Below are 25895 nucleotides of genomic sequence, written 5' to 3'. Positions count from 1 at the left end.
GCCATGGCTGAAACGAAAAACTCTGCTGGCAGCGCCAACATCGCTGCCGGGCTGCGCGAAGCTGTCTATGCAGCGGTGATCGCCTTCTTCATGTTCGTGCTGTTCATTGGCGTGAAGACCGAACAGAACATTCACAACGAACTGGTGCTGGTCACGCGCTGGGGCCTTCTGGCGACCGTGGTGGTGCTGGCTGCTGTCGTGCGCTTCCTTCAGGTCGTCTATCTCATGCCGTTCCTCGCATCGCAGAAGACGGTCAATGCGAAAACCGGCCTTCTGCCCACCAGCGTTGCGCTGCGCGTGTTCAGCAAGCGCAATCTGATCATCGGCGTGGTTGTGGCCGGCGCGCTGCTCCTGTTCGGCAATGCCATCCAGGAGGCCGTCGGCCCTTACTGGGGCGCCTATGTGGGTCTGCTGCGCGCTGCGGCGATCATCTTCGTGATCGCGTGGGGCATCTTCTACTTTCGCAATTTCATCAGCACCTATTCCTATTCGCTCGGCTTCATCCTGCTGGTGCTCTATCCCGTCGTGATGGTGTCGCTGTTCGGCTTCCAGGGCTCGCTGAAATGGGTCGATAATTTCGGCATCCAGATCCTCATCTATGTGATGCTGGCGTGGGGCCTGAACATCGTCGTCGGGCTCGCCGGCCTGCTCGATCTCGGCTATGTCGCCTTCTACGCTGTCGGCGCCTATTCCTATGCGCTGCTCGGCACCCAGTTCGGCTGGTCGTTCTGGATCCTGCTGCCGGCGGCCGGGGCCATGGCGGCGATGTGGGGCATCATCCTCGGATTTCCGGTGCTGCGCCTGCGCGGCGACTATCTGGCCATCGTTACGCTGGCCTTCGGCGAGATCATCCGCCTGGTGCTGATCAACTGGCGTGAAGTGACCAATGGCGCGGCCGGCATCTCCGGCATCCCGAAGGTCAGCTTCTTCGGCCTGATCTCGTTCAACGTCTCGGACCCGAACTACATCTCGAAGGTGTTCGGCATCGCCCAGTCCGGCTCCTACTACAAGATCTTCCTCTATTACCTGATCCTGGCGCTGTGCATGCTGACCGGCTACGTCACCATCCGCCTGCGCCGCCTGCCCGTGGGACGTGCGTGGGAAGCGCTGCGCGAGGATGAAATCGCCTGCCGCTCGCTCGGCATCAACACCACCACCACCAAGCTCACCGCCTTCGCCATCGGCGCCATGTTCGGCGGCTTCGCCGGCTCCTTCTTCGCCGCGCGGCAGGGATTCGTCAGCCCGGAATCCTTCATCTTCCTGGAATCGGCGATCATCCTCGCCATCGTGGTTCTGGGCGGCATGGGATCGCTTGGCGGCATCGCGGTCGCGGCGGCCGTCATGGTGGGCGGCACCGAGATCCTGCGTGAAATGCAGTTCCTCAAGCAGATCTTCGGACCGGATTTCACGCCTGAACTTTATCGCATGCTGCTGTTCGGCGCGGCGATGGTGATCGTCATGGTGTGGAAGCCGCGCGGGTTTGTCGGCAGTCGCGAGCCGACAGCCTTCCTGAAGGAGAGCAAAGCCGTCTCGGGCTCGTTTACGAAGGAAGGGCACGGCTGATGAGCGCGACGATCACCACAGAGATGCCGATCCTGCGTGTCGAGCATCTGTCGATGAAGTTCGGTGGCCTCGTGGCCATCGGTGACCTGTCCTTCGACGTCAGGCGCGGCGAGATCACGGCGCTGATCGGTCCCAACGGGGCTGGCAAGACCACCGTGTTCAACTGCATCACCGGCTTCTACAAGCCGACCGAAGGCATGATCCGCTTCACCGGGCGCGAGGGCAACGAGTTCCTGCTTGAGCGTCTGCCGGACTTCCAGATCACGGCTAAGGCCAAGGTAGCCCGCACCTTCCAGAACATCCGCCTGTTCTCGGGCATGACGGTTCTGGAAAATCTGCTCGTGGCCCAGCACAACAAGCTGATGAAGGCCTCTGGCTACACCATTCTGGGGCTGCTGGGCATCGGTGGCTATCCAAAGGCCGCCGCCGAATCGATCGAAAAGGCGAAGCACTGGCTTGAGAAGGCCGACCTGACCGATCGGGCCGACGATCCTGCCGGCGACCTGCCCTATGGCGCGCAGCGCCGGCTGGAGATCGCGCGGGCCATGTGCACCGATCCGGAACTGCTGTGCCTCGACGAGCCGGCGGCAGGCCTCAACCCGAAGGAGTCGCTGGCGCTCAACGCCCTTCTCAACGACATCAAGGCCAATACCGGCACCTCGATCCTGCTGATCGAGCACGACATGTCGGTTGTCATGGAGATTTCGGACCATATCGTCGTGCTGGAATATGGCCGCAAGATTTCCGACGGCACGCCGGAAGAGGTGCGCACCGATCCGCGCGTCATCGCAGCCTATCTCGGCGTTGACGACGAAGAGGTCGAGGAGGTGTTGATCGAGGTCGGTGACGAGGACGTCATCGAGCAACTCGATACCGGCCCCGATGCCGATCACGGCCCGGAGGCGTCGTCCTCCATGCTGGCCGGCCCGGTGAACGATACCGTGGTGCATGGCAATGGCGAGCGGGTCACGGTCGAGAAAGGCGCCGGCAAGGCCGCTCAGGTGAAGCCGAAGCAGGCTGTCAGCAGCCCTGCCGCGCGCAAGCCGGCCGCGAAGGCGGCGAAAGCGAAAGCCGAACCGGCCCCGAAGGCCGCAACGCCCGCAAAGCAGGCAGGCGCGGCAAAAGCCGCGAAGGCAAGCCCCGCCTCAAAGGCCGCTCCCGCCAGTGAAAAGCCGACCCCGGCGGCCGGTACGGGCAAGGAGGCAGGCATCTCAAACCGCCTTCCGGCAGCGCGCGGCGGCAAGGCGGACGATCTCCAGCTCATCAAGGGGATCGGACCGGTCAACGAGAAGAAGCTCAACGCCCACGGCATCTATCATTTCGATCAGATCGCAGCCTGGAAGAAGGCCGACATCGCCGCCGCTGAAGCCTATCTGGCCTTCGACGGGCGCATCGCCCGCGAAGACTGGATCAGTCAGGCGAAGGTTCTCGCCCGCAAGGCTGCATCCGCACCGGCAACCAGGCGCGGAGGGCGCAAATAATGTCCACAGCACCGCTTCTCGATGTCAGGAATGTCGAGACCTTCTACGGCAACATTCAGGCGCTCGGCGGCGTTGACGTCAGCGTTCAGCAGGGTGAGATCGTTGCGCTTATCGGCGCCAATGGTGCTGGCAAGTCGACCCTGATGATGACCATTTTCGGCACGCCGCGGGCAAGTTCGGGCAGCATCATCTTCGCGGGCACCGATATCACACGCCTTCCCACGCATGAGATCGCACGGCTGCGTATTGCGCAGTCGCCGGAAGGCCGCCGCATTTTCCCGCGCATGACGGTGCTGGAAAACCTACAGATGGGTGCCAGCCTCGATAACCTCAAATATTTCGATGAGGACGTGGAAAAGGTCTTTACCCTGTTCCCGCGCCTGAAGGAGCGTATCGCTCAGCGTGGCGGCACTCTTTCGGGTGGCGAGCAGCAGATGCTGTCGATCGGGCGCGCACTGATGGCGCGGCCGAAGCTCCTGCTGCTGGATGAGCCTTCCCTTGGCCTTGCGCCGCTGATCGTGAAGCAGATTTTCGATGCGATCCGCGAACTCAACCGGACCGAGGGCCTGACGGTGTTTCTGGTCGAGCAAAACGCCTTCGCCGCGCTCAAGCTCGCCCATCGCGGTTACGTGCTGGTCAACGGAAAGGTGACGATGAGCGGCAGCGGCAAGGATCTGCTGGCCGATCCGGAGGTGCGCGCCGCCTATCTGGAGGGCGGGCGCCATTAGAGCATGTCGTCCAAAAGCGGGAACCGGTTTCGGGACAAAGACATGCGTAAAACAGGGACTTAAAGCGTAAGGAGCGGATCTGATGGATCGCGATGCGCTTTAAGGCAATTCCGGCAGAAGCGCGAAGCGTTTTGCGGTCCGGAATTGAGAGAAACAAGGGGTGGAGCGTTTCTGCGAGTATCAGAAATGCTCCGAGCCGGGATCGGAATGCCGGAGCTTCGGCATTCTGCGGAAACCGGAAGTTTGAACTGCGACCGGAGCCGGCGGGGCTCCGGCAGAGTGCGGAGACATGATCATGCAGGGCATTCTCTACGAGGAACCCTCAATCTGGCAGTTCTTCTTCGTCACCTGTCTGCTGGGTGGCTGGGCGGCCTGGATGACCGGGCGCGCCTGCGCGCAGACCTGGCGACCGCAGCTGGCACTGTTCTTCTATCTGCTTGGGCTGGGGCTCGCCGTCCGCTTCATTCATCATGCGCTGTTCAACGGCACGATGTTCAGCCTGCAATATTACGGCGTCGACACCATCATTTTGATGGTGCTGGGCTTTCTTGGTTATCGCTACACGCGAACCAACCAGATGGTGACGCAATATGGCTGGCTCTATGAAAAGGCATCGCCGCTGAGCTGGCGCTCGAAAGACCGGGCCCAATAGGCGCACAGGACGGGCGGATGCAGCAAAGATCCATGCAGGTTCCGGCAAGGCGGCGCTTCAGGGCACCGGGCCGGAGCATGCAGGATGTCTGTCGCTGGCCGTCTGTCTTCATTGTTTCGGCGACAAGTCGTTGCAAGATGAATCAACGTGACAACTGCCTTGAAATAGGCAAGGTTGGCTTTCTGCGAGATGGGTGGGTATCGCACGAAAGTATAACTGTCGCCCACTCTGAAAAAATGGGAGCGTTTAAATGAAGAAGTCACTCTTGTCCGCAGTATCGCTTGGCGCACTGCTGGTGTTCAGCGGTTCCGCCTGGGCCGACGTGCTGCTGGGCATCGGCGCACCGATCACCGGCCCGAATGCTGCTTTCGGCGCTCAGATTCAAAGGGGTACCGAGCAGGCGGTAGCTGACATCAACGCCGCCGGCGGCATCAACGGCGAGCAGATCAAGGTGTCGATCGGCGACGACGTCTCCGATCCCAAGCAGGGCATTTCGGTTGCCAACAAGTTCGTTGCCGATGGCGTGAAATTCGTCGTCGGCCACTTCAACTCGGGCGTCGCTATCCCGGCGTCGGAAGTCTATGCCGAAAACGGCATCCTCGAAGTCACGCCGGCTGCGACCAACCCGGTCTTCACCGAGCGCGGCCTGTGGAACACGATCCGCGTCTGCGGCCGTGACGACCAGCAGGGCGAGGTTGCCGGTGCCTATATCGCGGAACACTACAAGGACGCCAAGGTTGCCGTCATCCACGACAAGACCCCTTACGGACAGGGCCTTGCCGACGAGACCAAGAAAGCACTCAACGGAGCCGGCCTGACCGAAGTGCTCTATGAAGGCGTCAATGCCGGCGACAAGGACTTCTCGGCCCTGATCGCCAAGATGAAGGAAGCCGGCGTAACCCTCATCTACTGGGGCGGGCTGCACACCGAGGCTGGTCTGATCATCCGTCAGGCCGCAGATCAGGGTCTGAAGGTGCCGCTGTTCTCCGGCGACGGCATCGTTTCCAACGAACTGGCCTCGATTGCCGGCGACGCGGTGCAGGGCACCCTGAACACCTTCGGCCCCGACCCGCGCAAGAACCCCGCCGCCGCGGAAGTGGTGGAGAAGTTCCGTGCTGCCGGCTTCGAGCCGGAAGCCTACACGCTCTATGCCTATGCCTCGACCCAGATCATCGCGCAGGCCGCTGCGGCTGCCGGCTCGAACGACCCTCAGGAAGTGGCCAAGGCGATCAAGGAAAAGGGTCCGTTCAAGACCGTTCTGGGCGAACTCTCCTTCAACGAAAAGGGCGACCGCACCGACGCCGACTATGTCGTCTACGAATGGCGCAAGGCGGACGACGGCAAGTACAACTACTTCCAGCTCGACTAAGGCATTTCGCCAGCCGGACGGCCTCGTCCGGCTGGCGCAAAATGCGCCCGGAGCAGGCTTGCCGCCTGACGAACAAAGGCCCGGCGCCCAGCGCCGGGCCTTTTTGCCTGTTTCGGGCATTTTAGCGCCTCACGCCGCGTCATTCCCGGTTGCGCCGCAGCATTTTCACGCTAATCATTCGCGCGCCTTCTTCCAGACAGCGGAGTATCCCATTGGCCATCACGAAGATCCTCGTCGCCAACCGGTCTGAAATCGCCATCCGCGTGTTCCGCGCGGCCAATGAGTTGGGCCTCAAAACCGTGGCCATCTGGGCGGAAGAAGACAAATATGCCCTGCACCGGTTCAAGGCGGACGAGAGCTATCAAGTCGGGCGCGGACCGCATCTTGCGCGCGATCTGGGGCCCATTGAAAGCTATCTGTCGATCGAAGAAGTGCTGCGCGTCGCGAAGCTTTCGGGCGCCGACGCCATCCATCCGGGCTACGGCCTGCTTTCTGAAAGCCCGGAATTCGTCGAAGCCTGCGAGGCGGCCGGCATCACCTTCATCGGCCCGAAGCCGGCTACAATGCGCCGTCTTGGCAACAAGGTCGATGCGCGCAACCTCGCCATCGAGGTCGGCGTGCCGGTCATCCCGGCCACCGAACCGCTGCCCGACGACATCGAGGCGGTGAAGAAGCTTGCCGCCGAGATCGGCTACCCGCTGATGCTCAAGGCCTCATGGGGCGGCGGCGGGCGCGGCATGCGCGTCATCCGCTCGGAGGCCGATTTGGCCCGCGAGGTCATGGAAGGCAAGCGCGAGGCCAGGGCCGCCTTCGGTAAGGATGAGGTCTATCTCGAAAAGCTGATCGAACGCGCACGCCATGTCGAGGTGCAGATTCTGGGCGACACCCATGGCAATGCGGTACATCTGTTCGAGCGCGACTGCTCGATCCAGCGCCGCAATCAGAAGGTCGTGGAACGTGCGCCCGCCCCCTATCTCAGCGACGCGCTGCGGCAGGAGCTGTGCGGCCATGCACTGAAGATCGCGCATGAGACCGACTATATCGGCGCCGGCACCGTCGAGTTCCTGCAGGATGCGGATACCGGAAAATTCTACTTCATCGAGGTCAATCCGCGCATTCAGGTCGAGCACACGGTGACGGAAGAGGTCACCGGCATCGACATCGTCAAGGCGCAGATCCACATTCTCGACGGTCATGCCATCGGCACGCCGGAATCGGGCGTGCCGGCGCAGCAGGACATCCGCCTGCAGGGCCATGCCCTTCAGTGCCGCATCACCACGGAAGACCCCGAGCAGCACTTCATTCCTGACTATGGCCGCATCACCGGCTATCGTTCGGCCGCCGGCTTCGGCATCCGCCTCGATGGCGGCACGGCCTATTCGGGCGCCATCATCACCCGCTTCTACGATCCGTTGCTGGTCAAGGTGACGGCTTCGGGGCGCACACCTGAGGAGGCGCTGAGCCGCATGCACCGCGCGCTGCGCGAGTTCCGCATCCGCGGCGTCGCCACCAATCTCACCTTCCTCGAAGCCATCATCACGCATCCGAAATTCCGGGACAATTCTTACACCACCAGGTTCATCGACACGACGCCGGAACTGTTCACGCAGGTGCGGCGGCAGGACCGCGCTTCCAAGCTGCTCACCTATCTGGCCGATGTCAGCGTCAACGGTCATCCCGAGACGCGCGGCCGGCCGGCGCCGAAGCAGGATGCCGCAGCTCCGCTGGTGCCGTGGTTCACCGGCCCGATCCCGGACGGCACCAGGCAAAGGCTGGATGCGCTGGGGCCGGAAGGCTTTGCGAAGTGGATGCGTGACCGGAAAGAGGTCCTGATCACCGACACAACCATGCGCGACGGCCACCAGTCGCTGCTGGCGACGCGCGTGCGCACCCATGACATCGCCCGCATTGCCGGCACCTATGCGCGGGCCCTGCCGCAGCTCCTGTCGCTGGAATGCTGGGGCGGCGCGACCTTCGACGTCGCCATGCGCTTCCTCACCGAAGACCCGTGGGAGCGGCTGGCGCTGATCCGCGAGGCGGCCCCCAATATCCTGTTGCAGATGCTGCTGCGCGGCGCCAACGGCGTCGGCTACACCAACTATCCCGACAATGTCGTCCAGCATTTCGTCAAACAGGCGGCCGAAGGCGGCGTAGACCTGTTCCGTGTCTTCGACTGCCTGAACTGGGTTGAGAACATGCGCGTGGCCATGGATGCCGTGATCGCAGAGGGCAAGCTGTGCGAAGCGGCCATGTGCTACACCGGCGACATCCTCGATCCGTCCCGCGCCAAATACGACCTGAAATACTATGTGTCGCTCGCCAAGGAGCTTGAGGCGGCGGGCGCGCACATCATCGCGGTCAAGGACATGGCCGGCCTTCTGAAGCCGGCCGCGGCGTGTGTTCTGTTCAGGGCGCTGCGCGAGGAGACGGACCTGCCGATCCATTTCCACACGCACGACACGTCCGGCCTGTCGGCCGCGACCGTGCTGGCGGCGGTGGAAGCGGGCGTCGATGCCGTCGAGGCGGCGATGGACGCGTTTTCCGGCAACACCTCGCAGCCCTGCCTCGGCTCCATCGTCGAGGCGCTGAAGGGCAGCGAGCGTGATCCGGGGCTGGATTCGGAGTGGATCCGCAAGATCTCCTTCTACTGGGAGGCCGTGCGCAACCAGTATGCGGCCTTCGAAAGCGACCTCAAGGGACCTGCCTCGGAAGTCTACCTGCACGAGATGCCGGGCGGCCAGTTCACCAACCTCAAGGAGCAGGCCCGTTCGCTCGGCCTTGAAACCCGCTGGCACGAGGTGGCGCAGGCCTATCACGACGTCAACCTGATGTTCGGCGACATCGTCAAGGTCACGCCGTCCTCCAAGGTGGTGGGCGACATGGCGCTGATGATGGTCAGCCAGGATCTGACCGTCGCCGATGTCGAGAACCCGGATCGCGACATCGCCTTCCCGGATTCCGTGGTGTCGATGCTGCGCGGTGATCTCGGCCAGTCGCCGGGCGGCTGGCCACAGGCGCTGCAGAAGAAGGCGCTGAAAGGTGCAAGGCCGATCACCGTGCGGCCGGGCTCGCTGCTGGACGCGGCCGATCTGTCTGCTGGCAGGAAGGAGGCCGAGGAGAAGATCGGGCGCACGCTGTCGGAGCCCGAATTCGCCTCCTGGCTGATGTATCCGAAGGTGTTCTCCGACTTCGCCGCCGCACAGGAAACCTATGGGCCCGTCTCGGTGCTGCCGACGCCGAACTATTTCTACGGCATGAAGCCGGAGGACGAGATTTTCGTCGACATCGAGAAGGGCAAGACACTGGTGATCCGCTGCCTTGCCGTCGGCGATGTCGATGAAAACGGCATGGTCACGGTGTTCTTCGAGCTCAATGGCCAGCCGCGCCGCGTTAAGGTGCCGGACCGCGCCCATGGCGCTTCGGCCGCCAGGGCGCGGCGCAAGGCGGAACCCGGCAACGAGGCGCATGTGGCCGCCCCGATGCCCGGCGTGGTCTCCACGGTCTCGGTGACGGCCGGGCAGAGCGTCAGGGCCGGCGACGTGCTCGTATCCATCGAGGCGATGAAGATGGAGACGGCGCTGCATGCAGAGCGCGACGGCACCGTGGCCGAGCTTCTGGTGCGGCCCGGCGACCAGATCGACGCCAAGGACCTGCTCATCGTTTTCGAGTGAGTGTCAGCAGATCGTTTGCGGGGCCTGATGGGCCCCACAAACTGCTTGACCCGCCCGAGCCTGTCGGGCATCGAACCGGGCTGAATTTGCGGCCGGGCTTGCGAGTCGCCGCCACCAACCGGAAAAGATACGGAGAACATCATGGCCGACGAGATCACCGAAACCAGCAATACCGTGGCCGCCGGCCAGCTGCGGGCCTTCATCGAGCGCATCGAGCGCCTCGAGGAGGAGAAGAAGACCATCGCCGACGACATCAAGGAAGTGTTCGCCGAGGCCAAGGGCACCGGCTTCGACACCAAGGCGATGCGCACCATCATCCGCCTGCGCAAGAAGGATCAGGCCGAGCGCGAGGAGGAGGAATCCATCCTCGACCTCTACAAGGCCGCTCTCGGCATGGTGTGATCGCCGCAGCCTGTAACCGGCACCGCTGCTTTCCAAAAGAAATCGCCCTGAAGTGCTGCTTCAGGGCGATTTCTTTTTAAGCGTTGTAATGCGGCTCAGGCGGCCTTCGGCTTCGGCTGGATGAGCCCACGCGCCACCAGCAGTTCGGCGATCTGCACGGTGTTGAGGGCCGCGCCCTTGCGCAGATTGTCGGACACGATCCACAGGTTCAGGCCGTTGTCGATGGTGGAATCCTCGCGGATGCGGGAGATGTAGGTGGCATCCTCGCCAGCGCTCTCGATCGGCGTGATGTAGCCGCCGTCTTCATGCTTGTCGATGACCAGGCAGCCCGGCGCCTCGCGCAGGATGTCGCGGGCCTCGTCGGCGGTGATCGGCTTTTCGAATTCGAGGTTCACGGCTTCCGAATGGCCGATGAACACCGGCACGCGCACGCAGGTGGCGGTGACCTTGATCTTCGGGTCGAGCATCTTCTTGGTTTCGGCCACCATCTTCCATTCTTCCTTGGTGGTGCCGTCTTCCATGAACACGTCGATGTGGGGGATGACGTTGAAGGCTATGCGCTTGGTGAACTTCTTCGCTTCCACCGGGTCAGCCACGAACACGGCGCGGGTCTGCGTGAACAGCTCGTCCATGCCTTCCTTGCCGGCGCCCGACACGGACTGGTAGGTCGAGACAACGACGCGCCTGATGGTTGCGGCATCATGCAGTGGCTTCAGCGCCACCAGCATCTGCGCGGTCGAGCAGTTGGGGTTGGCGATGATGTTCTTCTTCGAGAAGCCGTCGATGGCGTCGGGGTTCACTTCCGGCACGATCAGCGGCACGTCCGGATCGGTGCGGAAAGCGGAGGAATTATCGATGACGACGCAGCCCTGCTTGCCGATCTTCGGCGACCATTCCTTGGAGACGTTGCCGCCGGCAGACATCAGGGCGATGTCGGTGTCGGAAAAATCGTAGGTTTCGAGCGCCTTGACCTTCAGCGTCCTGTCGCCGAAGGACACTTCGGTGCCCTGGCTGCGGCGCGAGGCAAGCGCCACGACTTCGCTGACCGGAAAACCGCGCTCTTCCAGAATGTTGAGCATTTCGCGACCCACATTGCCCGTGGCGCCGACAACCGCAACCTTGAAGCCCATCGAAATCTATCTCCTGTCGCTCTCCGCTTGTTTTGCTTGGAGAAACCCGCCGGCCATTCGCGGGTCCCGCCTCCCTCGGGCCGGACCCGGGGAGAGGGCGAGCAGGCCAAGGGAGGTCAGACCGTGGTGGCGGTCGTTTTTTTGGCCGTGGTTTTGGTCGAAAGCAGCGACGCGATCATGCGCCCGGCGGGAGCCGGGGTCTCGCGGCTGAAAAGACCGCGTGCGAGAAGAGCCATGGTAAGGCCGCGCATGGTGGAAACGTCCTGTTCGGTGGCGCTTTTACGCGTTTTGCGTCAAGAGTCAATTGCGCGCGCTCTGTACAATGGCCGCGTTGCGCAGTAGGAGCAGCGCAGTTTCGTTTCCGGCCGTGCGGGCGTTTGCCCCCAGGAGGCCGGCTTTGCACTTAGTGAAGGCCGCGACAGGCCCTGTATTCCGAAAGACGACGATGATGGTTGATGGTATCGCGCCCGCGCTGGCCGAAGCGCTGGAAAAGCGCGGTTATTCCGAACTGACGCCCGTGCAGAAGGCCGTGCTCGATCCGGCACTGGGGCAGTCCGACGCGCTGGTTTCCGCGCAGACCGGCTCCGGCAAGACGGTGGCCTTCGGGCTGGCGCTGGCTCCGACCTTGCTTGGCGGGGCCGAGCGCTTCGGGGCGGCGGGTGCACCGCTTGGACTGGTGGTCGCCCCGACCCGCGAGCTTGCCCTGCAGGTGGCACGCGAACTTGTCTGGCTCTACGAATTCGCGGGCGCTTCGATCGCCACCTGCGTCGGCGGCATGGACATGCGCACCGAGCGGCGGGCGCTGGAACGCGGCGCCCATATCGTCGTCGGCACGCCCGGCCGTCTGCGCGATCACATCACCCGTGGCGCGCTCGACATTTCCGGCCTCGCAGCCGTGGTGCTGGACGAGGCCGACGAGATGCTCGACCTCGGCTTCCGCGAGGATCTGGAATTCATCCTCGGTTCGTCGCCGGTCGAGCGCCGCACCTTGATGTTCTCGGCCACCGTGCCGCGCGCCATCGCAACGCTGGCGAAGGAATACCAGCGCGATGCCGTGCGCATCGCCGCGGCGGGCGAGCAGAAGCAGCATCACGACATCGAATATCGCGCGCTGTTGGTGTCCCCTTCCGACCGTGACAACGCCATCGTCAACGTGCTGCGCTACTACGAGGCGCGCAACGCCATCGTGTTCTGCAACACACGCGCGGCCGTGAACCATCTCACTGCCCGGCTGAACAACCGCAATTTCTCCGTCGTCGCCATGTCGGGCGAACTCAGCCAGAACGAGCGCACCCATGCCTTGCAGGCCATGCGCGACGGGCGGGCGCGGGTGTGCATCGCCACCGACGTGGCGGCGCGCGGCATCGATCTTCCAGGCCTTGAACTGGTGATCCATGCCGACCTGCCCTCCAATCCCGACACGCTGCTGCATCGCAGCGGCCGTACGGGCCGGGCAGGGCGCAAGGGCATCAGCGCCCTGATCGTGCCGCACCCGGCGCGCCGGCGCTGCGAGCGGGTGCTGCAGGCTGCGCGCATCGAGGCCGAATGGGCGCGGCCGCCGTCCGCTGACGAGGTTGTCGCGCGTGACAATGAGCGCATGCTGGTCGATCCGGCCCTGTCGGAGCCGGTCAGCGAAGGTGAGCGCGATTTCGTTACCACCCTGCTCGACCGCTTCGGTCCAGAGCAGATGGCGGCGGCCTATCTGCGCCTCAGCCGCTCCGGACGCTCCGCGCCGGAATATCTGTCGGAAAGCGGGCCGCTGCCGGCCGCCGGCAAGGCAGGCGGCCATGCCGGAACGCCGTCGAAATCGCGGGACGATTTCGGCGACAGCGTCTGGTTCTCGCTGTCGGTCGGCCGCAAGCAGAATGCCGAGCCGCGCTGGCTGATCCCGATGCTGTGCCGCACCGCCAATCTCACCAAGCGTGAGATCGGCGCCATCCGCATGCAGCCGGAGGAAACCTTCGTCCAGATTTCCGCCGACAGCGCCGATGCATTCGTGGAAGCGCTGGGGCCGCATATGACCATTCAGGGCAACATCCGCGTCGAGGCGGTGGACGGCGAACCGGATTTTGCGCGCAGCGCCTATCGCGCCCCGCGTCCGGAAAAGAAGCCGCACCGCGGCAAGGGCGGATACGACAAAGGCAATGACGATCGTCCGGCGAAGAAGAAATTCGCTGAGGCCGGTGGCAAGCCGTGGGCAGACAAGGCGGCGGGCGATAAGCCGGGAGCTGACAAGCCATGGGCCGGCAAGAAGCCGGCCAAGCCGAAATTCGAGAAGGGCAGCGCCGCAAAGCCGGCAAAGAAGCCGAAGCGGCCGAAATCCGATTGAGGCATCAGCGCCTTCAGTTTGCCCGTCAGCTATCATGACGGGCGCTGCGCCCGTGAAGAAAAAGCCCCGGCATGACCGGGGCTTTTTTGTTCGCACAAAGGCTGCGTGCTTATGCGCGGGGCGCTCAGCCGGCCTTTTCGAGGCTGGCTTCCCACTTGCCCAGCGCTGCAAGCGAGTTCATGCGGGCGCGGTGGGTGAAGGCAGCCTGCGCGGCGGCGACGTTTTCCACCTTGCCGGACCATGCCTTCTGCGGCGCGGCCTGAAGGGCGCGGCCGTAGGAGAAGGTCAGCTTCCACGGATGCGGACCAATGGCGTTGATGGCGTTGAGGTTGGCGGTGGCCTCCTCGTCCGACTGGCCGCCCGACAGGAAGGCGATGCCCGGAACGGCAACCGGAACCGTCTCGCGGAACAGCTTGATGGTCTTTTCGGCCACTTCCTCGGGCGAGTTTTTGGTGCCCGACTTCTTGCCGGCGATGACCATGTTCGGCTTGAGGATCGTGCCTTCCAGAACCACGTCGGCAGCGTTCAGCTCGGCATAGAGCTGGAGCAGCGTGACCTTGGTGACGTCATAGCAGGTGTCGATGTCATGCGAGCCGTCCATCAGCACTTCCGGCTCGACGATCGGCACGATGCCGGCTTCCTGGCACAGCGCCGCATAGCGGGCCAGCGCATGGCAGTTGGCGTCGATGGCGTAGCCGGAGGGAACGGCCTCTTCATCGTTGATGTCGATGACCGCGCGCCACTTGGCGAACCGGGCGCCGAGCTTGTAATACTCGGCTAGGCGCTCGCGCAGGCCGTCGAGGCCTTCGGTGATGGTGTCGCCGGGGAAGCCGGCCAGCGGCTTGGCGCCGGCGTCGACCTTGATGCCGGGGATTGAACCGGCGGCGCGGATGACATCGACCAGCGGCGTGCCGTCGGCGGCCTTCTGGCGGATCGTTTCGTCGAAGAGGATGACGCCGGAGATGTACTTCGTCATCGCTTCTTCCGAGCGGAACATCAGCTCGCGATAGTCGCGGCGATTGTTCTCCGTGGATTCGACATTGATCGCGTCGAAACGCTTCTTGATCGTTCCGGAACTTTCATCGGCTGCAAGAATGCCCTTGCCGTCGGCCACCATGGCCGCCGCGATATCCTCAAGACGTTCGCTCATGTATCACTCCTCAAAAAGGTGCGGGCTGGAAAGCATGCCGGCCGCATAGCAGACCCGGCCCGGCAAAGGAATGCCGCGCCAAAGTCCTAATCGATTGAAAGTTCACCGTTTCCGCCTTTTGGGCGAAAGCTGTGGGTATCAGCGCTTCAGAACCTCGACGCCCGGCAGCGGCTTGCCTTCCATCCACTCCAGGAAGGCGCCGCCCGCGGTGGAGACGTAGGTGAAATCGTCGGCGGCCCCCGCATGGTTGAGCGCGGCCACCGTGTCGCCGCCACCGGCGACCGAGACCAGCCTGCCCTCGCGGGTGCGGCCTGCGGCATGGCGCGCGGCCTCAACCGTGGCGCGGTCGAAGGGCTCGATCTCGAAGGCGCCGAGCGGGCCGTTCCAGACCAGCGTTGCTGCACGGTCGATCCACTGATTGATCACTTCGATGCTCTTCGCGCCTGCGTCGAGGATCATGGCGTCGGCGGGTACGGCATCGATGGCGACGGTTTCGTTCGGGGCATTTGCTTTGAACTCACGGGCCACGACGCCATCGGCGGGCAGGATGACCGCGCAGCCGGCCTCGGCCGCCTCGATCATGATCTGCTTTGCCGTTTTGGCCAGATCATGCTCGGCCAGCGACTTGCCGACCTCAGTGCCGCGCGCGGCAAGGAAGGTGTTGGCCATGCCGCCGCCGATGACCAGCGCGTCGACCTTCTTCACGAGGTTCATGAGCAGGTCGATCTTGGTGGAAACCTTTGCGCCGCCAACGATGGCGACCACCGGCTTGACCGGGTTGCCAAGGCCCTTTTCCAGCGCTTCCAGCTCTGCCTGCATGGTGCGGCCCGCATAGGCCGGCAATATATGCGCCAGCCCCTCGGTGGAGGCATGCGCGCGATGGGCGGCGGAAAAGGCGTCGTTGACATAGATGTCGCCGTTTTCGGCCAGCGCCTTCACGAAATCAGGATCGTTGTTTTCTTCACCCTTGTGGAAACGGGTGTTTTCCAGAAGCAGCACGTCGCCGTCCTTCATGGCGGCAATTGCGCCCGCAGCTTTTTCGCCAATGCAGTCGCCGGCGAAGCCAACGGCGCGGCCGAGCACTTCGGCCGTCGCTTTCGCCACCGGCTCCAGCGAGAAGTCCGCGTTCGCCTCACCTTTGGGGCGGCCGAAATGGGCAAGCAGGATGACCTTCGCGCCCTTGCCGGACAGTTCGGCAATGGTCGGGCCGACGCGTTCGATGCGGGTGGCGTCGGTAACCTTGCCATCCGCCATGGGCACATTGAGATCGACGCGCACGAGCACCCGTTTGCCGGCTATGGAGCCGATGTCATCCAGCGTCTTGAAGCCAGCTGTCATGTGAAAATCACCCTCTCAAGAAATGCGCCGGAGCCCCGAGGCCGGCATTGCCATGCAAGGCTTATGACACAAAGCAAAACGCCCGGCAAAGCCGGGCGTTTCATTACGTTAATGCCGTTCAGGCGATGGTCTTGCCCAGCGCGACGGCCGTGTCGGCCATGCGGTTGGAGAAGCCCCATTCGTTGTCGTACCACGACATGACGCGCACCAGATTGCCTTCGATGACCTTGGTCTGGTCAAGCGCGAAGGTAGAGGACGCCGGGTTGTGGTTGAGGTCGATGGAGACCAGCGGCTCGTCGGTATAGGCAAGAATGCCTTTCAGCGGGCCATCGGCGGCAGCGACCAGAGCGGCATTGACCTCTTCGACGGTGACGTTGCGCTTCGGCACGAACTTGAAGTCGATGACCGAGACGTTCGGGGTCGGCACGCGGATCGACACGCCGTCCAGCTTGCCCTTGAGTTCCGGCAGCACGAGGCCGACGGCCTTGGCTGCACCGGTCGAGGTCGGGATCATGGAGACGGCAGCGGCGCGGGCGCGGTAGAGGTCCTTGTGCATGGTGTCCAGCGTCGGCTGGTCGCCGGTATAGGCGTGCACGGTGGTCATGAAGCCCTTCTCGATGCCGAAGGCGTCGTTGAGCACCTTGGCGACCGGCGCCAGGCAGTTGGTGGTGCACGAGGCGTTGGAAATGACGATATGGTCCTTCGTCAGCTTGTCGTGGTTCACGCCGTAGACGACGGTGAGGTCAGCGCCATCGGCCGGGGCCGAGACGATGACGCGCTTGGCGCCGCCGGCGAGGTGAGCCGAGGCTTTTTCCTTCGAGGTGAAGATGCCGGTGCACTCCAGCACGATGTCGACGCCAAGCTCGCCCCACGGCAGCTTCGACGGATCGCGCTCGGCGAACACCTTGAAGGAGTCGGAGCCGACCGAGATGGTGTCGCCATTGACCTTCACTTCGCTCGGAAAGCGGCCATGCACGGAATCGTAGCGCAGCAGATGCGCATTGGTTTCGACCGGGCCGAGGTCGTTGATGGCGACAACGTCGATATCCTTGCGGCCGCTCTCATAAATGGCGCGCACGATATTGCGGCCGATGCGGCCAAATCCGTTGATGGCAACCTTCAAAGTCATGTCCGTCTCCTGAAGCGGGAAAATCCCTGCCGTTCATAAGGGAGGCGGGCTCCGGAATCCATTGCCCGCCATCTGCTTCAAATCGATTAGCCAGGCTCTGGTCCACAACTTACCAGCGCCTGACTCCCGATTGCGCGAAGATCAGCCGTGCAGCCGGCCTTCCGCAGCCTTCGCCACAGCCTCGGCGGTGATGCCGAAATGCGCGTAGAGCTGCTCGATGGTGCCGCTGGCACCAAAACCGGTCATGCCGACGAAGAGGCCGTCGGTGCCGATCACAGCGTCCCAGCCCTGACGGATGCCGGCCTCGACCGCAACCTTAACCTTTGCCGTGCCGATCGTGGCGGCGCGGTAAGCCTCGTCCTGCTGCCAGAAGATGTCGAGACAGGGGGCCGAGACGACGCGGGTCGGATGGCCGTGGCCCTGCAACAGGTCGCGGGCGTTGAGGGCGATCTCGACCTCGGAGCCGGTGGCGAAGATGGTCACCGCAGCTTCACCGCCTTCGGCGGCGGCCAGCTCGTAGGCACCGCGTGCGGAGAGGTTCTCTTCCACATAGGTGGTGCGCACTGCCGGCAGGTTCTGGCGGGTCAGCGCCAGCGTCGACGGGGTCTTTTCCGTTTCCAGAGCGATCTGCCAGCACTCGGCCGACTCGGTCGCGTCGGCCGGACGGAACACATTGTGGTTGGGAATGGCGCGCAGGGCGGCCAGATGCTCGACCGGCTGGTGGGTCGGGCCGTCTTCGCCGAGACCGATGGAGTCATGGGTCATGACGAAGATGGAACGGATGCCCATCAGCGAGGCCAGACGCATGGCCGGGCGCGCATAGTCGGAGAAGCACATGAAGGTGCCGCCATAGGGAATGACGCCGCCATGCAGGGCAAGGCCATTCATGGCAGCCGCCATGCCAAGCTCGCGAATGCCGTAGTGGATATAGCGCTCGCCGTAGTTATCGGGCGTGATCGCCTTGGTCTGGCTGGTCTTGGTGTTGTTGGAGCCGGTCAGGTCGGCCGAGCCGCCGATGGTTTCCGGCAGCACGCCGTTGATGACTTCCAGCGCCATTTCCGACGATTTGCGGGTGGCGACCTTCGGCTTGTCCTCGGCCAGCTTCTTCTTGTAGTTGGCGATGGCCTTGTCGAGACCGGCCGGCAGCGCGCCTGCCATGCGACGCTCGAATTCGGCGCGCTGGCCGGCATCAACCTTGCCGAGGCGCTCTTCCCATGCAGCACGTGTCTGGGCACCGCGCGCGCCGGCGGCGCGCCAGGCGTCCAGCACGTCGGCCGGAACCTCGAACGGCTCATAGGACCAGCCGAGCGCCTTGCGGGTGGCGGCGATCTCGTCGGCGCCGAGCGGCGAGCCGTGCACCTTGTTGGTGCCTGCCTTGGTCGGGGCGCCGAAGCCGATGGTGGTCTTGGCGGCGATCAGCGTCGGGCGGTCGGATTTCCGCGCGGCTTCGATGGCGGCTGCAATCGCTTCCGGATCATGGCCGTCGATCTTCACCGTGTTCCAGCCCGAAGCGGCGAAGCGGGCCGCCTGATCGGTGTTGTCGGACAGCGTCACCGGGCCGTCGATGGAGATGTTGTTGTCGTCCCAGAAGACGATCAGCTTGTTGAGCTTCAGGTGCCCGGCAAGCGAGATCGCTTCCTGGCTGATGCCTTCCATCAGGCAGCCGTCACCGGCCAGCACATAGGTGTAGTGGTCGACCAGATCGTTGCCGAAGGCCGCATTCATGATGCGCTCGCCGAGCGCGAAGCCGACCGAATTGGCGATGCCCTGGCCGAGCGGACCGGTGGTCGTCTCGATGCCGGCGGCATGGCCGTATTCGGGGTGGCCGGCCGTGCGCGAACCGAGCTGACGGAAATTTTTGATCTCGTCGAGGGTGATATCCTCATAGCCGGTCAGATAGAGCAGCGAGTAAAGCAGCATCGAGCCGTGACCAGCCGACAGGATGAAGCGGTCGCGGTCGGCCCAGTGCGGCTTTTTCGCATCGAACTTCAGGTAGCGGGTAAAAAGCACCGTGGCGATGTCGGCGCAGCCCATCGGAAGCCCCGGATGGCCGGAATTGGCCTTCTCGATCGCATCCATGGAAAGAAAGCGGATCGCATTCGCCATCCGGTCGTGTTGTTCGCGCGAGGGCATGGTTCCTCCAGCAGGATCTGGGCAGGGAAAAGGGGTGGGGCGACACATAGCAGGCGACGCCTTGAAGTCAACAAATCGGTGCGTTTTCATGGCGTTTCGGCCGATTGGACGCAGTCCCGCGCAGCGTTAGCGGGGGACAGGATGAGAGCTTTGTTGACGCATGGTTCACCCGGAGCTTAATGTTTCGGAGATAACGCGTTCTGAACGCGTACGATTCGGTGATGCGCATAATGGGATATGAGCCATGACCGGGGACACCACGCTCAAGGAGGTCATCGCCCGTCTGGGCAAGGCCATGGAAAGCCTCGAGAACGCGGTCGCAGCCCGGCTCGAAAATGAACGCGACTATGCCGAGGCGGAAGCCGAGGTACAGCGGATGAACGCGGACCGTTCGCGGCTGGCGCAGGAACTCGACAATTCGGAAGCCCGCGCCGAGCGGCTCGAAGAAGCCAACAAGGAAGTGTCGCGGCGTCTGGTAACCGCTATGGAAACCATACGCGCGGTACTGGACAGGTAGTTCGGGAGTGTCGCAATGGCCCAGGTGACGGTTTCGATCGACGGCAAGCAATACCGAATGGCTTGCGACGAGGGTCAGGAAGAACACCTGATCGGTCTCGCCGAGCGTTTCGACCGCTATGTCCTCCATCTCAAGGAATCCTTCGGCGAAATCGGCGATCAGCGGCTGACGGTGATGGCCGGCATCATGGTGATGGACGAACTGTCGGAATTGCAGAAGCGTCTCAAAGGCATGGAAAGCGAGATCGTGACATTGCGCAAGACGCGCGATGACGCCCTCAACAAGGCCGACAAGAACGACGCAGCCCTCACCGGTGCGCTGGGCACGCTCGCCGGGCGCATGGAAATGCTGGCCGCCACACTGAACACACGCAAGGAAGAGGTCTGAAATTTCCAATCCCCCTCTATTTGGAAGTTTCTACCTTAAATCGGCGCATTTTGAGTGTGATTTTTCAGAAATCATGACCGCCCGGCATCGGCTTTCTTTCTGAAGCGGGCCATCGCGCGTTAGACTTCGTCCATCCTATTTTCAGACAACAAGGCAGGGACAAGGTCATGAGCCTTCGCATCAACGACACCGCGCCTGATTTCACGGCCGATACAACGCAGGGCGCAATCCGTTTCCATGAGTGGATCGGCGACGGTTATGCTGTGCTGTTCTCCCATCCGAAGGATTTCACGCCGGTCTGTACCACCGAACTCGGCACCATGGCCGGGCTTGAGGATGAGTTCGCAAAGCGGAATGCGAAGATCGTCGGCATTTCGGTCGATCCGGTGGAAAGCCATGAGCGCTGGAAGGATGACATCCGCACGGTGACCGGCCATGCGGTCAACTACCCCCTCATCGGCGACACCGATCTCAAGGTGGCCAAGCTCTACGACATGCTGCCAGCCGAGGCCGGCGACAGCTGCGAGGGGCGCACGCCCGCCGACAACGCCACGGTGCGCTCGGTGTTCGTCATCGGGCCGGACAAGAAGATCAAGCTGATCCTCACCTATCCGATGTCGACCGGCCGCAATTTCCAGGAGATCCTGCGCGCCATCGATTCCATCCAGCTCACCGCAAAGCATCAGGTGGCGACGCCGGCCGACTGGAAGCAGGGTGACGACGTCATCATCACCGCGGCCGTTTCCAATGAGGACGCGGTCAGGCGTTTCGGCTCCTACGAAACGATCCTGCCCTATATCCGCAAGACGAAGCAGCCGGCCGCCTGACCGGTTCGGCTCATTCTCAAACGCCGCGAAGCCGGACCGGCCTCGCGGCGTTTTTTGTTCCGGATCAAGCGGGCCCGCAAGCAGACGTGCTATGCGTGCCGGGCATCCGGATGCAGGGACATGGCATAATGGGTATTCCGCTCAGCAAGGGCGAATTGCTGAAGGCGATCAATTCGCGCTTCGACCGGGTTTTTGCCGATCTGGCGCTTGTCGATCCGGCAAAAGCCGGGGAGCGCACCATGGAGGGCCATGTGCGGGACACGCTGATGAGCGTCTGCGACCTCGTGGCCTATCTCATCGGATGGAACCAGCTGGTCCTGAAATGGCTGGAGCGGGATGCAGCCGGCCTGCCGGTCGATTTCCCGGAAACGGGTTTCAAATGGAACGAGCTTGGCCGGCTCGCCGGAAAATTCTACGCCGATTATGAAGGCATTCCCTATCCGCAACTTCTGGAGCGGCTGAAAACCGCCAAAGAGGAGATCGTTCACGCCGTCGAATTCCGGGATGACGCCGAGCTTTACGGACGCGCCTGGTATGGCAAGTGGACCATGGGACGGATGATCCAGTTCAATACGTCCTCGCCCTACGCCAATGCGCATGCCCGCCTGCGGAAATGGCGCGCGGCGGGCGGTCAGGCGCATGGCTGACCCATCTTCCCGCAATGTCATCGACCTTTACGACCGCAATGTTGCGGAATGGGAAAGCCTGCGCGGCACGACCCTGACGGAGCAGCCGTGGCTTTCGGCTTTTCTGGCGGCGATGCCCGTGGCTGGCAAGGAAGTGCTGGACATTGGCTGCGGCTCCGGCGTTCCCGTCGCGCGCTGGCTGATCGGGCAGGGGTGCCGGGTGACCGGCGTGGATGGAGCGGCGGCGCTGATCGACCGGGCGAGATCGGCTTTCCCCGATCACCGCTGGATCGTCGAGGATATGCGCACCCTTTCGTTGACGGACAAATTCCATGGGCTGATTGCCTGGCACAGCTTCTTTCACCTTCCGGCGGAAGATCAGCCGGCGATGTTCGGGCATTTTGGCCGGCTCTCGGCGCCGGGGGCGGCACTGATGTTCACCAGCGGCACGACCCATGGCGAGGCAATCGGCAGCTTTGCAGGCGGTCCGCTTTATCACGCCAGCCTCGATGCGGACGAATATCGGGCGCTGCTGGCCCGCAACGGGTTTACCCTTCTGAGGCATGTCGGGAATGATCCGGCCTGCGGTGACGCGACCGTCTGGCTTGCCAGAAGGGAAGGGTGAAGGTGACGGCCTGACTTTTCAGGCCGGTCCTTCCGCACCGGAACATTGGTGTTGTCTTGTGATGGACCGGCGTTCATGACAGGTTTCGTGTCAAAGCCGCCATTCACGCGTACGCAAATCAAAGGCAGATCAATATGGCTTCCGCCGGCTATCGGGTCGTTGCCCGGACCCCTTCCGTCGAAGATTACATGCGCCTGCGCGCCGCCGGGGGCCTGAGCGCCTTTTCCCGTGAAGCTGCCGGTGCCGGGCTGGAAGGCACCTTTTTCGCCGTTCTGGTCATGAAGGGCGACGCGGTCGTCGGCATGGGACGGCTGATCGGCGATGGGGGCTGCTTTTTTCAGATCGTCGATATCGTGGTGGAGCCTGAGCATCAGGGGCATGGGCTCGGCAAAGCCATCATGGCGGCGCTCATGGAGCATGTGAAGGCCGCACTTCCCTCATCGGCCTATGTCAGCCTGATTGCCGACGTCCCGGCAAACAGGCTCTACGAGCAGTTCGGGTTTCGCGAAACCGCGCCACGATCCCTTGGCATGGCCTTCAAGGTGCCCTGACCCGCAGACACCGGGCGGGCTTTTGCGCAAACAAAAACGGCGCTCCGGGGAGCGCCGTCTGCTTTTTCCGAATTCGGGCCGTTAGGCCGCAGGCTGCGCCTCGATAGTGCGCAGGGCCTGCAACTGACGCTTGGCCTCGGCCTTGACCGCGTCCTGCACCTTTTCGAAGGCACGCACTTCGATCTGGCGCACGCGCTCGCGGCTGATGTCGAACTCGCCGGACAGCTCTTCCAGCGTCAGCGGTTCCTCGGCAAGGCGGCGCGCCTCGAAGATGCGCCGCTCGCGGTCGTTCAGAACGGACATGGCGCCCGCCAGCATCTTGCGGCGGTTCTCCAGCTCGTCCTGCTCGATCAGCATCTCTTCCTGGCTTTCGCTGTCGTCGACCAGCCAGTCCTGCCATTCGCCGCTCTCGCCTTCGGTGGCGCGGATTGGCGCGTTGAGCGAGGCGTCGCCCGACAGGCGGCGGTTCATCGAAACCACTTCCTCTTCGGAGACGTTGAGACGCGTGGCGATCTCCGCGATCTGCTCGGGCTTCAGGTCGCCGTCGTCCAGCGCCTGAATCTTGCCCTTCACCTTGCGCAGGTTGAAGAACAGGCGCTTCTGATTGGCGGTGGTGCCCATCTTCACGAGGCTCCACGAACGCAGGATGTATTCCTGGATCGAAGCCTTGATCCACCACATGGCATAGGTGGCCAGCCGGAAGCCGCGCTCCGGCTCGAATTTCTTGACCGCCTGCATCAGGCCGACATTGCCCTCGGAGATGACCTCGCCGATCGGCAGGCCGTAGCCGCGATAGCCCATGGCGATCTTGGCAACGAGACGCAGGTGGCTGGTGACGAGCTTGTGGGCGGCCTCGGTGTCGCCATGCTCATTGTAGCGCTTGGCGAGCATGTACTCTTCCTGCGGCTGGAGCATGGGGAAGCGGCGGATTTCTTCCAGATAGCGGGTCAGGCCGCCTTCGCCGGAAACGATACTGGGTAGTGACTGGGCCATAAAGCACCCTCCTCTCTAGAGCGATGCCCCCGAAACGCGGCGGGCATGTGGCGCGGATGCCGGAATGCGCACATCCGCAGGGACAATCTATACAGGAACAAAACCAGAAACGCACGCATTTGTTCAATGCGAAACAGACTGTCACGACGAAGTGAACAAGGCGAGTCAGGTTTTTTGATGGCAGGTTCAGAGTTGGCGAAAGCCGTTCACCAGAGCGGCCATATCCGCAGGCAGCGGCGCCTCGAACGTCATCATCATATGGGTGGCGGGGTGGCGGAATGCAAGCAGGCGCGCATGCAGCGCCTGCCGCGGAAAGGCCAGAACCGCCGCCTTCAGAGCATCGGGAAGGCGGTTGGCCTTGGTGCGGAAGGCCTGCCCGTAGTCCGGGTCTCCCACCACGGGGTGACCGATATGGGCCATGTGCACCCTGATCTGGTGGGTGCGGCCGGTTTCAAGACGGCATTCGATGAGACTTGCCGGCGCATATTGTGTCTGGCCTTCGCCAAACCGTTCCTCGACCCTGTAATGGGTGATGGCATGACGGGCATCGTCGCGGGTTTGCGGCACCACGGCGCGGCGCACCCGGTCGGCTGCACGGCCGAGCGGGGCATCGACGGTGCCGGACAGGCGTTCGGGAATGCCCCAGACCAGTGCGACATAGGCGCGCTCGAGATCGCCATCGCGGCCATGGTCGGCAAAGGCTTCCGACAGCGCCTTGTGGGCGCGGTCGGTCTTGGCCACCACCAGGACGCCGGAGGTGTCCTTATCGAGGCGGTGGACGATGCCCGGACGCTTCACGCCGCCGATGCCGGAGAGGCTGTCGCCGCAATGGTGGATCAGCGCGTTGACCAGCGTGCCGGTCCAGTTGCCGGCCCCCGGATGCACAACCAGTCCGGCCGGCTTGTTGACGACGATCAGCTCGTCGTCCTCATAAAGAATGTCGAGAGGGATGGCTTCGCCCTGCGGGGTGGCAGGTTCGGGCTCCGGCATGGCGATCTCGACCTGTTCGCCGGCCGCCAGCTTGCGTTTCGGTTCGCCCGCTGCCACGCCGTCGATGAGAACCGCGCCCTGTCTGATCAGGGCCTGCACGCGGCTGCGTGAGAGGTTCGGCGCCAGCCGGGCGGCCAGCCACTGGTCGAGCCTCTGGCCGCTTGCGTCGGCATCCGCGACGAACCGTGCCTGCTCACCCTCTATCAATCCCGCATCCACTTCGTTATGACCGCCCGATCCAGAGAAACAGTTGCGGACCCTGCCATGACCCGGCCTGAAGCCGAAGAAGACGAAGACAAGCCGCTTGACCCTTCCATCGAGAAGGTACGCCGCAAGATGGTCCGCTTCATGGGCGTCAATCTCGGCATTCTGTTTCTCGCCCTTATGGTGGTGATCGCGGCCCTTGTCTACAAATCCCGGACATCCGCACCGCAGGTCGCAGCCCCGGCAGGCGACATACAGGCGCCCGCCGGGCAGGCCACGGAAGGCGACATCGTGCTTCCGGTCGGCGCGCGGATCGTGTCGCAGTCGATTTCCGGTAATCGCATTTCGCTGGATGCAGAGCTGGCCGGCGGCGAGCGCATGCTGTTCGTCTACGACATTGCCGAACAAAGGCTGGTCGGGCGTTTCACCATCAGAAACCGATAAAGCATGTCGCCCGAAAGTGGGAACCGGTTTCGGGGCAACGACATGCGTAAAACAGGAACCTGAAGCGTCGGAAGCGAATCTGAAAGATCGCGACACGCTTCAGCCCGATCACTTCTGCGCGCGCAGCGCCGGGTCGTCTTGAAACTGCAATGCGACTCTGCCTATCTTTCACCTGTCGCCTGATGTGCAGGCGGCATGGTTGTTCTTGTTGCGAAAGGAAAGACACTGAGAACAGCACTTCGGAAGAAGGCCGACATCGCGCCTTCGCCGGCCGGGATAGGCGTCAGCCAGCCCCGCGCCCTCGACATCGTCCTTGCCAGTCTGGAAGACTCCAAGGCCGAAAACATCATCCCCATCGACATTCAGGGCAAATCGAGCCTCGGCGACCACATGGTCATTGCATCGGGCCGGTCGCACCGTCATGTCGCGGCTGTTGCCGATCACCTGCTCACCGCGCTCAAGGATGCCGGCCTCGGCAATGCGCGCGTGGAGGGATTGTCCGGCGCCGACTGGGTGCTGATCGATTCGGGTGATGTCATCGTCCACATTTTCCGTCCGGAAGTTCGTGAGTTCTACAATCTGGAGAAGATGTGGCAGGCGCCGGATCTGGAGGACGGGACGCTCCACTGACAGGGCGCGTCCCGCTTTAGGGCGGG

At 63.2% G+C, this 25895-nt stretch carries 24 protein-coding genes; 16 read left to right on the top strand and 8 right to left on the bottom strand.

The features are described 5' to 3' along the window. The first annotated feature begins 3 nt into the window (after window positions 1–3). From livM to MIC97_RS10515, 7 genes are all read left to right on the top strand, one after another. Window positions 4–1563, top strand: a complete 1560-nt coding sequence (gene livM, locus MIC97_RS10545) for a high-affinity branched-chain amino acid ABC transporter permease LivM (protein WP_239799975.1) — start codon at window positions 4–6, stop codon at window positions 1561–1563. Next, window positions 1563–3044: an ATP-binding cassette domain-containing protein gene (locus MIC97_RS10540; RefSeq protein WP_239799974.1), complete on the top strand. Its 1482-nt coding sequence runs from the start codon at window positions 1563–1565 to the stop codon at window positions 3042–3044. Before livM ends, MIC97_RS10540 begins: the two co-directional genes overlap by 1 nt. After that, window positions 3044–3772, top strand: coding sequence for an ABC transporter ATP-binding protein (locus MIC97_RS10535; protein WP_183825510.1), 729 nt, complete (start codon window positions 3044–3046; stop codon window positions 3770–3772). Before MIC97_RS10540 ends, MIC97_RS10535 begins: the two co-directional genes overlap by 1 nt. Before the next feature lie 295 nt (window positions 3773–4067). Continuing rightward, window positions 4068–4424 carry a DUF6867 family protein gene (locus tag MIC97_RS10530; protein WP_239799973.1) on the top strand — a complete coding sequence of 119 codons (357 nt, stop codon included), beginning with the start codon at window positions 4068–4070 and terminating at the stop codon, window positions 4422–4424. Window positions 4425–4674: 250 nt separating this feature from the next. Then, window positions 4675–5793, top strand: a complete 1119-nt coding sequence (locus tag MIC97_RS10525) for a branched-chain amino acid ABC transporter substrate-binding protein (protein ID WP_239799972.1) — start codon at window positions 4675–4677, stop codon at window positions 5791–5793. Window positions 5794–6005: 212 nt separating this feature from the next. After that, on the top strand, window positions 6006–9464 hold the full coding sequence (gene pyc / locus MIC97_RS10520) for a pyruvate carboxylase (RefSeq protein WP_239799971.1): 3459 nt from the start codon (window positions 6006–6008) through the stop codon (window positions 9462–9464). 141 nt (window positions 9465–9605) lie between these two features. Next, on the top strand, window positions 9606–9866 hold the full coding sequence (locus MIC97_RS10515; RefSeq protein ID WP_183825499.1) for a DUF2312 domain-containing protein: 261 nt from the start codon (window positions 9606–9608) through the stop codon (window positions 9864–9866). A 95-nt stretch (window positions 9867–9961) separates the two neighbouring features. Here MIC97_RS10515 and MIC97_RS10510 read toward each other — a convergent pair whose 3' ends face one another. Further along, window positions 9962–10996, bottom strand: a complete 1035-nt coding sequence (locus MIC97_RS10510) for an aspartate-semialdehyde dehydrogenase (RefSeq protein ID WP_239799970.1) — start codon at window positions 10994–10996, stop codon at window positions 9962–9964. 116 nt (window positions 10997–11112) lie between these two features. Then, a complete protein-coding gene (locus tag MIC97_RS25095) occupies window positions 11113–11247 on the bottom strand; it encodes a hypothetical protein (protein WP_275592334.1) in 135 nt (44 codons plus the stop codon). A gap of 194 nt (window positions 11248–11441) precedes the next feature. Between MIC97_RS25095 and MIC97_RS10505 the strand changes: the two genes are divergently transcribed. Further along, window positions 11442–13325 (top strand): DEAD/DEAH box helicase, encoded by a 1884-nt coding sequence (locus MIC97_RS10505; RefSeq protein WP_239799969.1) that lies wholly within the window; start codon window positions 11442–11444, stop codon window positions 13323–13325. Window positions 13326–13449: 124 nt separating this feature from the next. Here MIC97_RS10505 and MIC97_RS10500 read toward each other — a convergent pair whose 3' ends face one another. From MIC97_RS10500 to tkt, 4 genes are all read right to left on the bottom strand, one after another. After that, window positions 13450–14475, bottom strand: coding sequence for a class I fructose-bisphosphate aldolase (locus MIC97_RS10500; protein WP_239799968.1), 1026 nt, complete (start codon window positions 14473–14475; stop codon window positions 13450–13452). A gap of 138 nt (window positions 14476–14613) precedes the next feature. Beyond that, window positions 14614–15813: a phosphoglycerate kinase gene (locus MIC97_RS10495; protein WP_239799967.1), complete on the bottom strand. Its 1200-nt coding sequence runs from the start codon at window positions 15811–15813 to the stop codon at window positions 14614–14616. A gap of 118 nt (window positions 15814–15931) precedes the next feature. Beyond that, window positions 15932–16942, bottom strand: coding sequence for a type I glyceraldehyde-3-phosphate dehydrogenase (gap, locus tag MIC97_RS10490; protein ID WP_183825484.1), 1011 nt, complete (start codon window positions 16940–16942; stop codon window positions 15932–15934). Window positions 16943–17083: 141 nt separating this feature from the next. Next, the gene (gene tkt / locus MIC97_RS10485; protein WP_239799966.1) at window positions 17084–19075 is read right to left on the bottom strand and encodes a transketolase; all 1992 of its coding nucleotides are present in this window, start codon (window positions 19073–19075) and stop codon (window positions 17084–17086) included. Between the two features lie 244 nt (window positions 19076–19319). Here tkt and MIC97_RS10480 point away from each other — a divergent pair, with 244 nt between their 5' ends. The 6 genes from MIC97_RS10480 to MIC97_RS10455 all read left to right on the top strand — a co-directional run bounded on the left by MIC97_RS10480 (window position 19320) and on the right by MIC97_RS10455 (window position 22608). Then, window positions 19320–19592, top strand: coding sequence for a DUF4164 domain-containing protein (locus MIC97_RS10480; RefSeq protein WP_183825478.1), 273 nt, complete (start codon window positions 19320–19322; stop codon window positions 19590–19592). A 15-nt stretch (window positions 19593–19607) separates the two neighbouring features. After that, window positions 19608–19979 carry a cell division protein ZapA gene (locus MIC97_RS10475; protein ID WP_183825475.1) on the top strand — a complete coding sequence of 124 codons (372 nt, stop codon included), beginning with the start codon at window positions 19608–19610 and terminating at the stop codon, window positions 19977–19979. Between the two features lie 167 nt (window positions 19980–20146). Then, the gene (locus MIC97_RS10470; protein WP_183825472.1) at window positions 20147–20806 is read left to right on the top strand and encodes a peroxiredoxin; all 660 of its coding nucleotides are present in this window, start codon (window positions 20147–20149) and stop codon (window positions 20804–20806) included. 128 nt (window positions 20807–20934) lie between these two features. Then, window positions 20935–21453 (top strand): ClbS/DfsB family four-helix bundle protein, encoded by a 519-nt coding sequence (locus MIC97_RS10465; RefSeq protein ID WP_239799965.1) that lies wholly within the window; start codon window positions 20935–20937, stop codon window positions 21451–21453. Then, window positions 21446–22057 carry a class I SAM-dependent methyltransferase gene (locus tag MIC97_RS10460; RefSeq protein ID WP_239799964.1) on the top strand — a complete coding sequence of 204 codons (612 nt, stop codon included), beginning with the start codon at window positions 21446–21448 and terminating at the stop codon, window positions 22055–22057. Before MIC97_RS10465 ends, MIC97_RS10460 begins: the two co-directional genes overlap by 8 nt. A gap of 134 nt (window positions 22058–22191) precedes the next feature. Beyond that, complete coding sequence (locus tag MIC97_RS10455) at window positions 22192–22608, top strand: GNAT family N-acetyltransferase (RefSeq protein ID WP_239799963.1); 417 nt, start codon at window positions 22192–22194, stop codon at window positions 22606–22608. 81 nt (window positions 22609–22689) lie between these two features. Here MIC97_RS10455 and rpoH read toward each other — a convergent pair whose 3' ends face one another. Both rpoH and MIC97_RS10445 read right to left on the bottom strand, forming a co-directional pair. Then, window positions 22690–23601 (bottom strand): RNA polymerase sigma factor RpoH, encoded by a 912-nt coding sequence (rpoH, locus tag MIC97_RS10450; protein ID WP_239799962.1) that lies wholly within the window; start codon window positions 23599–23601, stop codon window positions 22690–22692. 186 nt (window positions 23602–23787) lie between these two features. Next, entirely contained in the window at window positions 23788–24798 is a 1011-nt protein-coding gene (locus MIC97_RS10445) for an RluA family pseudouridine synthase (RefSeq protein WP_239799961.1), read from the bottom strand. 57 nt (window positions 24799–24855) lie between these two features. Between MIC97_RS10445 and MIC97_RS10440 the strand changes: the two genes are divergently transcribed. Further along, window positions 24856–25239 carry a fimbrial protein gene (locus MIC97_RS10440; protein WP_239799960.1) on the top strand — a complete coding sequence of 128 codons (384 nt, stop codon included), beginning with the start codon at window positions 24856–24858 and terminating at the stop codon, window positions 25237–25239. A 195-nt stretch (window positions 25240–25434) separates the two neighbouring features. Next, complete coding sequence (rsfS, locus tag MIC97_RS10435; RefSeq protein ID WP_239799959.1) at window positions 25435–25869, top strand: ribosome silencing factor; 435 nt, start codon at window positions 25435–25437, stop codon at window positions 25867–25869. The last annotated feature ends 26 nt before the right edge of the window (window positions 25870–25895 follow it).

Source organism: Aquamicrobium sp. NLF2-7, from assembly GCF_022359935.1.
Lineage (GTDB): Bacteria > Pseudomonadota > Alphaproteobacteria > Rhizobiales > Rhizobiaceae > Mesorhizobium > Mesorhizobium lusatiense.
This window is presented reverse-complemented; position numbering and strand designations above follow the sequence as displayed.

Bases quoted from the DNA above. Each gene is read 5' to 3' on its own strand.
- livM (WP_239799975.1), top strand. From the start codon at position 4: ATGGCTGAAACGAAAAACTCTGCTGGCAGCGCCAACATCGCTGCCGGG.
- MIC97_RS10540 (WP_239799974.1), top strand. From the start codon at position 1,563: ATGAGCGCGACGATCACCACAGAGATGCCGATCCTGCGTGTCGAGCAT.
- MIC97_RS10535 (WP_183825510.1), top strand. From the start codon at position 3,044: ATGTCCACAGCACCGCTTCTCGATGTCAGGAATGTCGAGACCTTCTAC.
- MIC97_RS10530 (WP_239799973.1), top strand. From the start codon at position 4,068: ATGCAGGGCATTCTCTACGAGGAACCCTCAATCTGGCAGTTCTTCTTC.
- MIC97_RS10525 (WP_239799972.1), top strand. From the start codon at position 4,675: ATGAAGAAGTCACTCTTGTCCGCAGTATCGCTTGGCGCACTGCTGGTG.
- MIC97_RS10515 (WP_183825499.1), top strand. From the start codon at position 9,606: ATGGCCGACGAGATCACCGAAACCAGCAATACCGTGGCCGCCGGCCAG.
- MIC97_RS10510 (WP_239799970.1), bottom strand. From the start codon at position 10,996: ATGGGCTTCAAGGTTGCGGTTGTCGGCGCCACGGGCAATGTGGGTCGC.
- MIC97_RS25095 (WP_275592334.1), bottom strand. From the start codon at position 11,247: ATGCGCGGCCTTACCATGGCTCTTCTCGCACGCGGTCTTTTCAGCCGC.
- MIC97_RS10505 (WP_239799969.1), top strand. From the start codon at position 11,442: ATGATGGTTGATGGTATCGCGCCCGCGCTGGCCGAAGCGCTGGAAAAG.
- MIC97_RS10500 (WP_239799968.1), bottom strand. From the start codon at position 14,475: ATGAGCGAACGTCTTGAGGATATCGCGGCGGCCATGGTGGCCGACGGC.
- MIC97_RS10495 (WP_239799967.1), bottom strand. From the start codon at position 15,813: ATGACAGCTGGCTTCAAGACGCTGGATGACATCGGCTCCATAGCCGGC.
- gap (WP_183825484.1), bottom strand. From the start codon at position 16,942: ATGACTTTGAAGGTTGCCATCAACGGATTTGGCCGCATCGGCCGCAAT.
- tkt (WP_239799966.1), bottom strand. From the start codon at position 19,075: ATGCCCTCGCGCGAACAACACGACCGGATGGCGAATGCGATCCGCTTT.
- MIC97_RS10480 (WP_183825478.1), top strand. From the start codon at position 19,320: ATGACCGGGGACACCACGCTCAAGGAGGTCATCGCCCGTCTGGGCAAG.
- MIC97_RS10475 (WP_183825475.1), top strand. From the start codon at position 19,608: ATGGCCCAGGTGACGGTTTCGATCGACGGCAAGCAATACCGAATGGCT.
- MIC97_RS10470 (WP_183825472.1), top strand. From the start codon at position 20,147: ATGAGCCTTCGCATCAACGACACCGCGCCTGATTTCACGGCCGATACA.
- MIC97_RS10465 (WP_239799965.1), top strand. From the start codon at position 20,935: ATGGGTATTCCGCTCAGCAAGGGCGAATTGCTGAAGGCGATCAATTCG.
- MIC97_RS10460 (WP_239799964.1), top strand. From the start codon at position 21,446: ATGGCTGACCCATCTTCCCGCAATGTCATCGACCTTTACGACCGCAAT.
- MIC97_RS10455 (WP_239799963.1), top strand. From the start codon at position 22,192: ATGGCTTCCGCCGGCTATCGGGTCGTTGCCCGGACCCCTTCCGTCGAA.
- rpoH (WP_239799962.1), bottom strand. From the start codon at position 23,601: ATGGCCCAGTCACTACCCAGTATCGTTTCCGGCGAAGGCGGCCTGACC.
- MIC97_RS10440 (WP_239799960.1), top strand. From the start codon at position 24,856: ATGACCCGGCCTGAAGCCGAAGAAGACGAAGACAAGCCGCTTGACCCT.
- rsfS (WP_239799959.1), top strand. From the start codon at position 25,435: ATGGTTGTTCTTGTTGCGAAAGGAAAGACACTGAGAACAGCACTTCGG.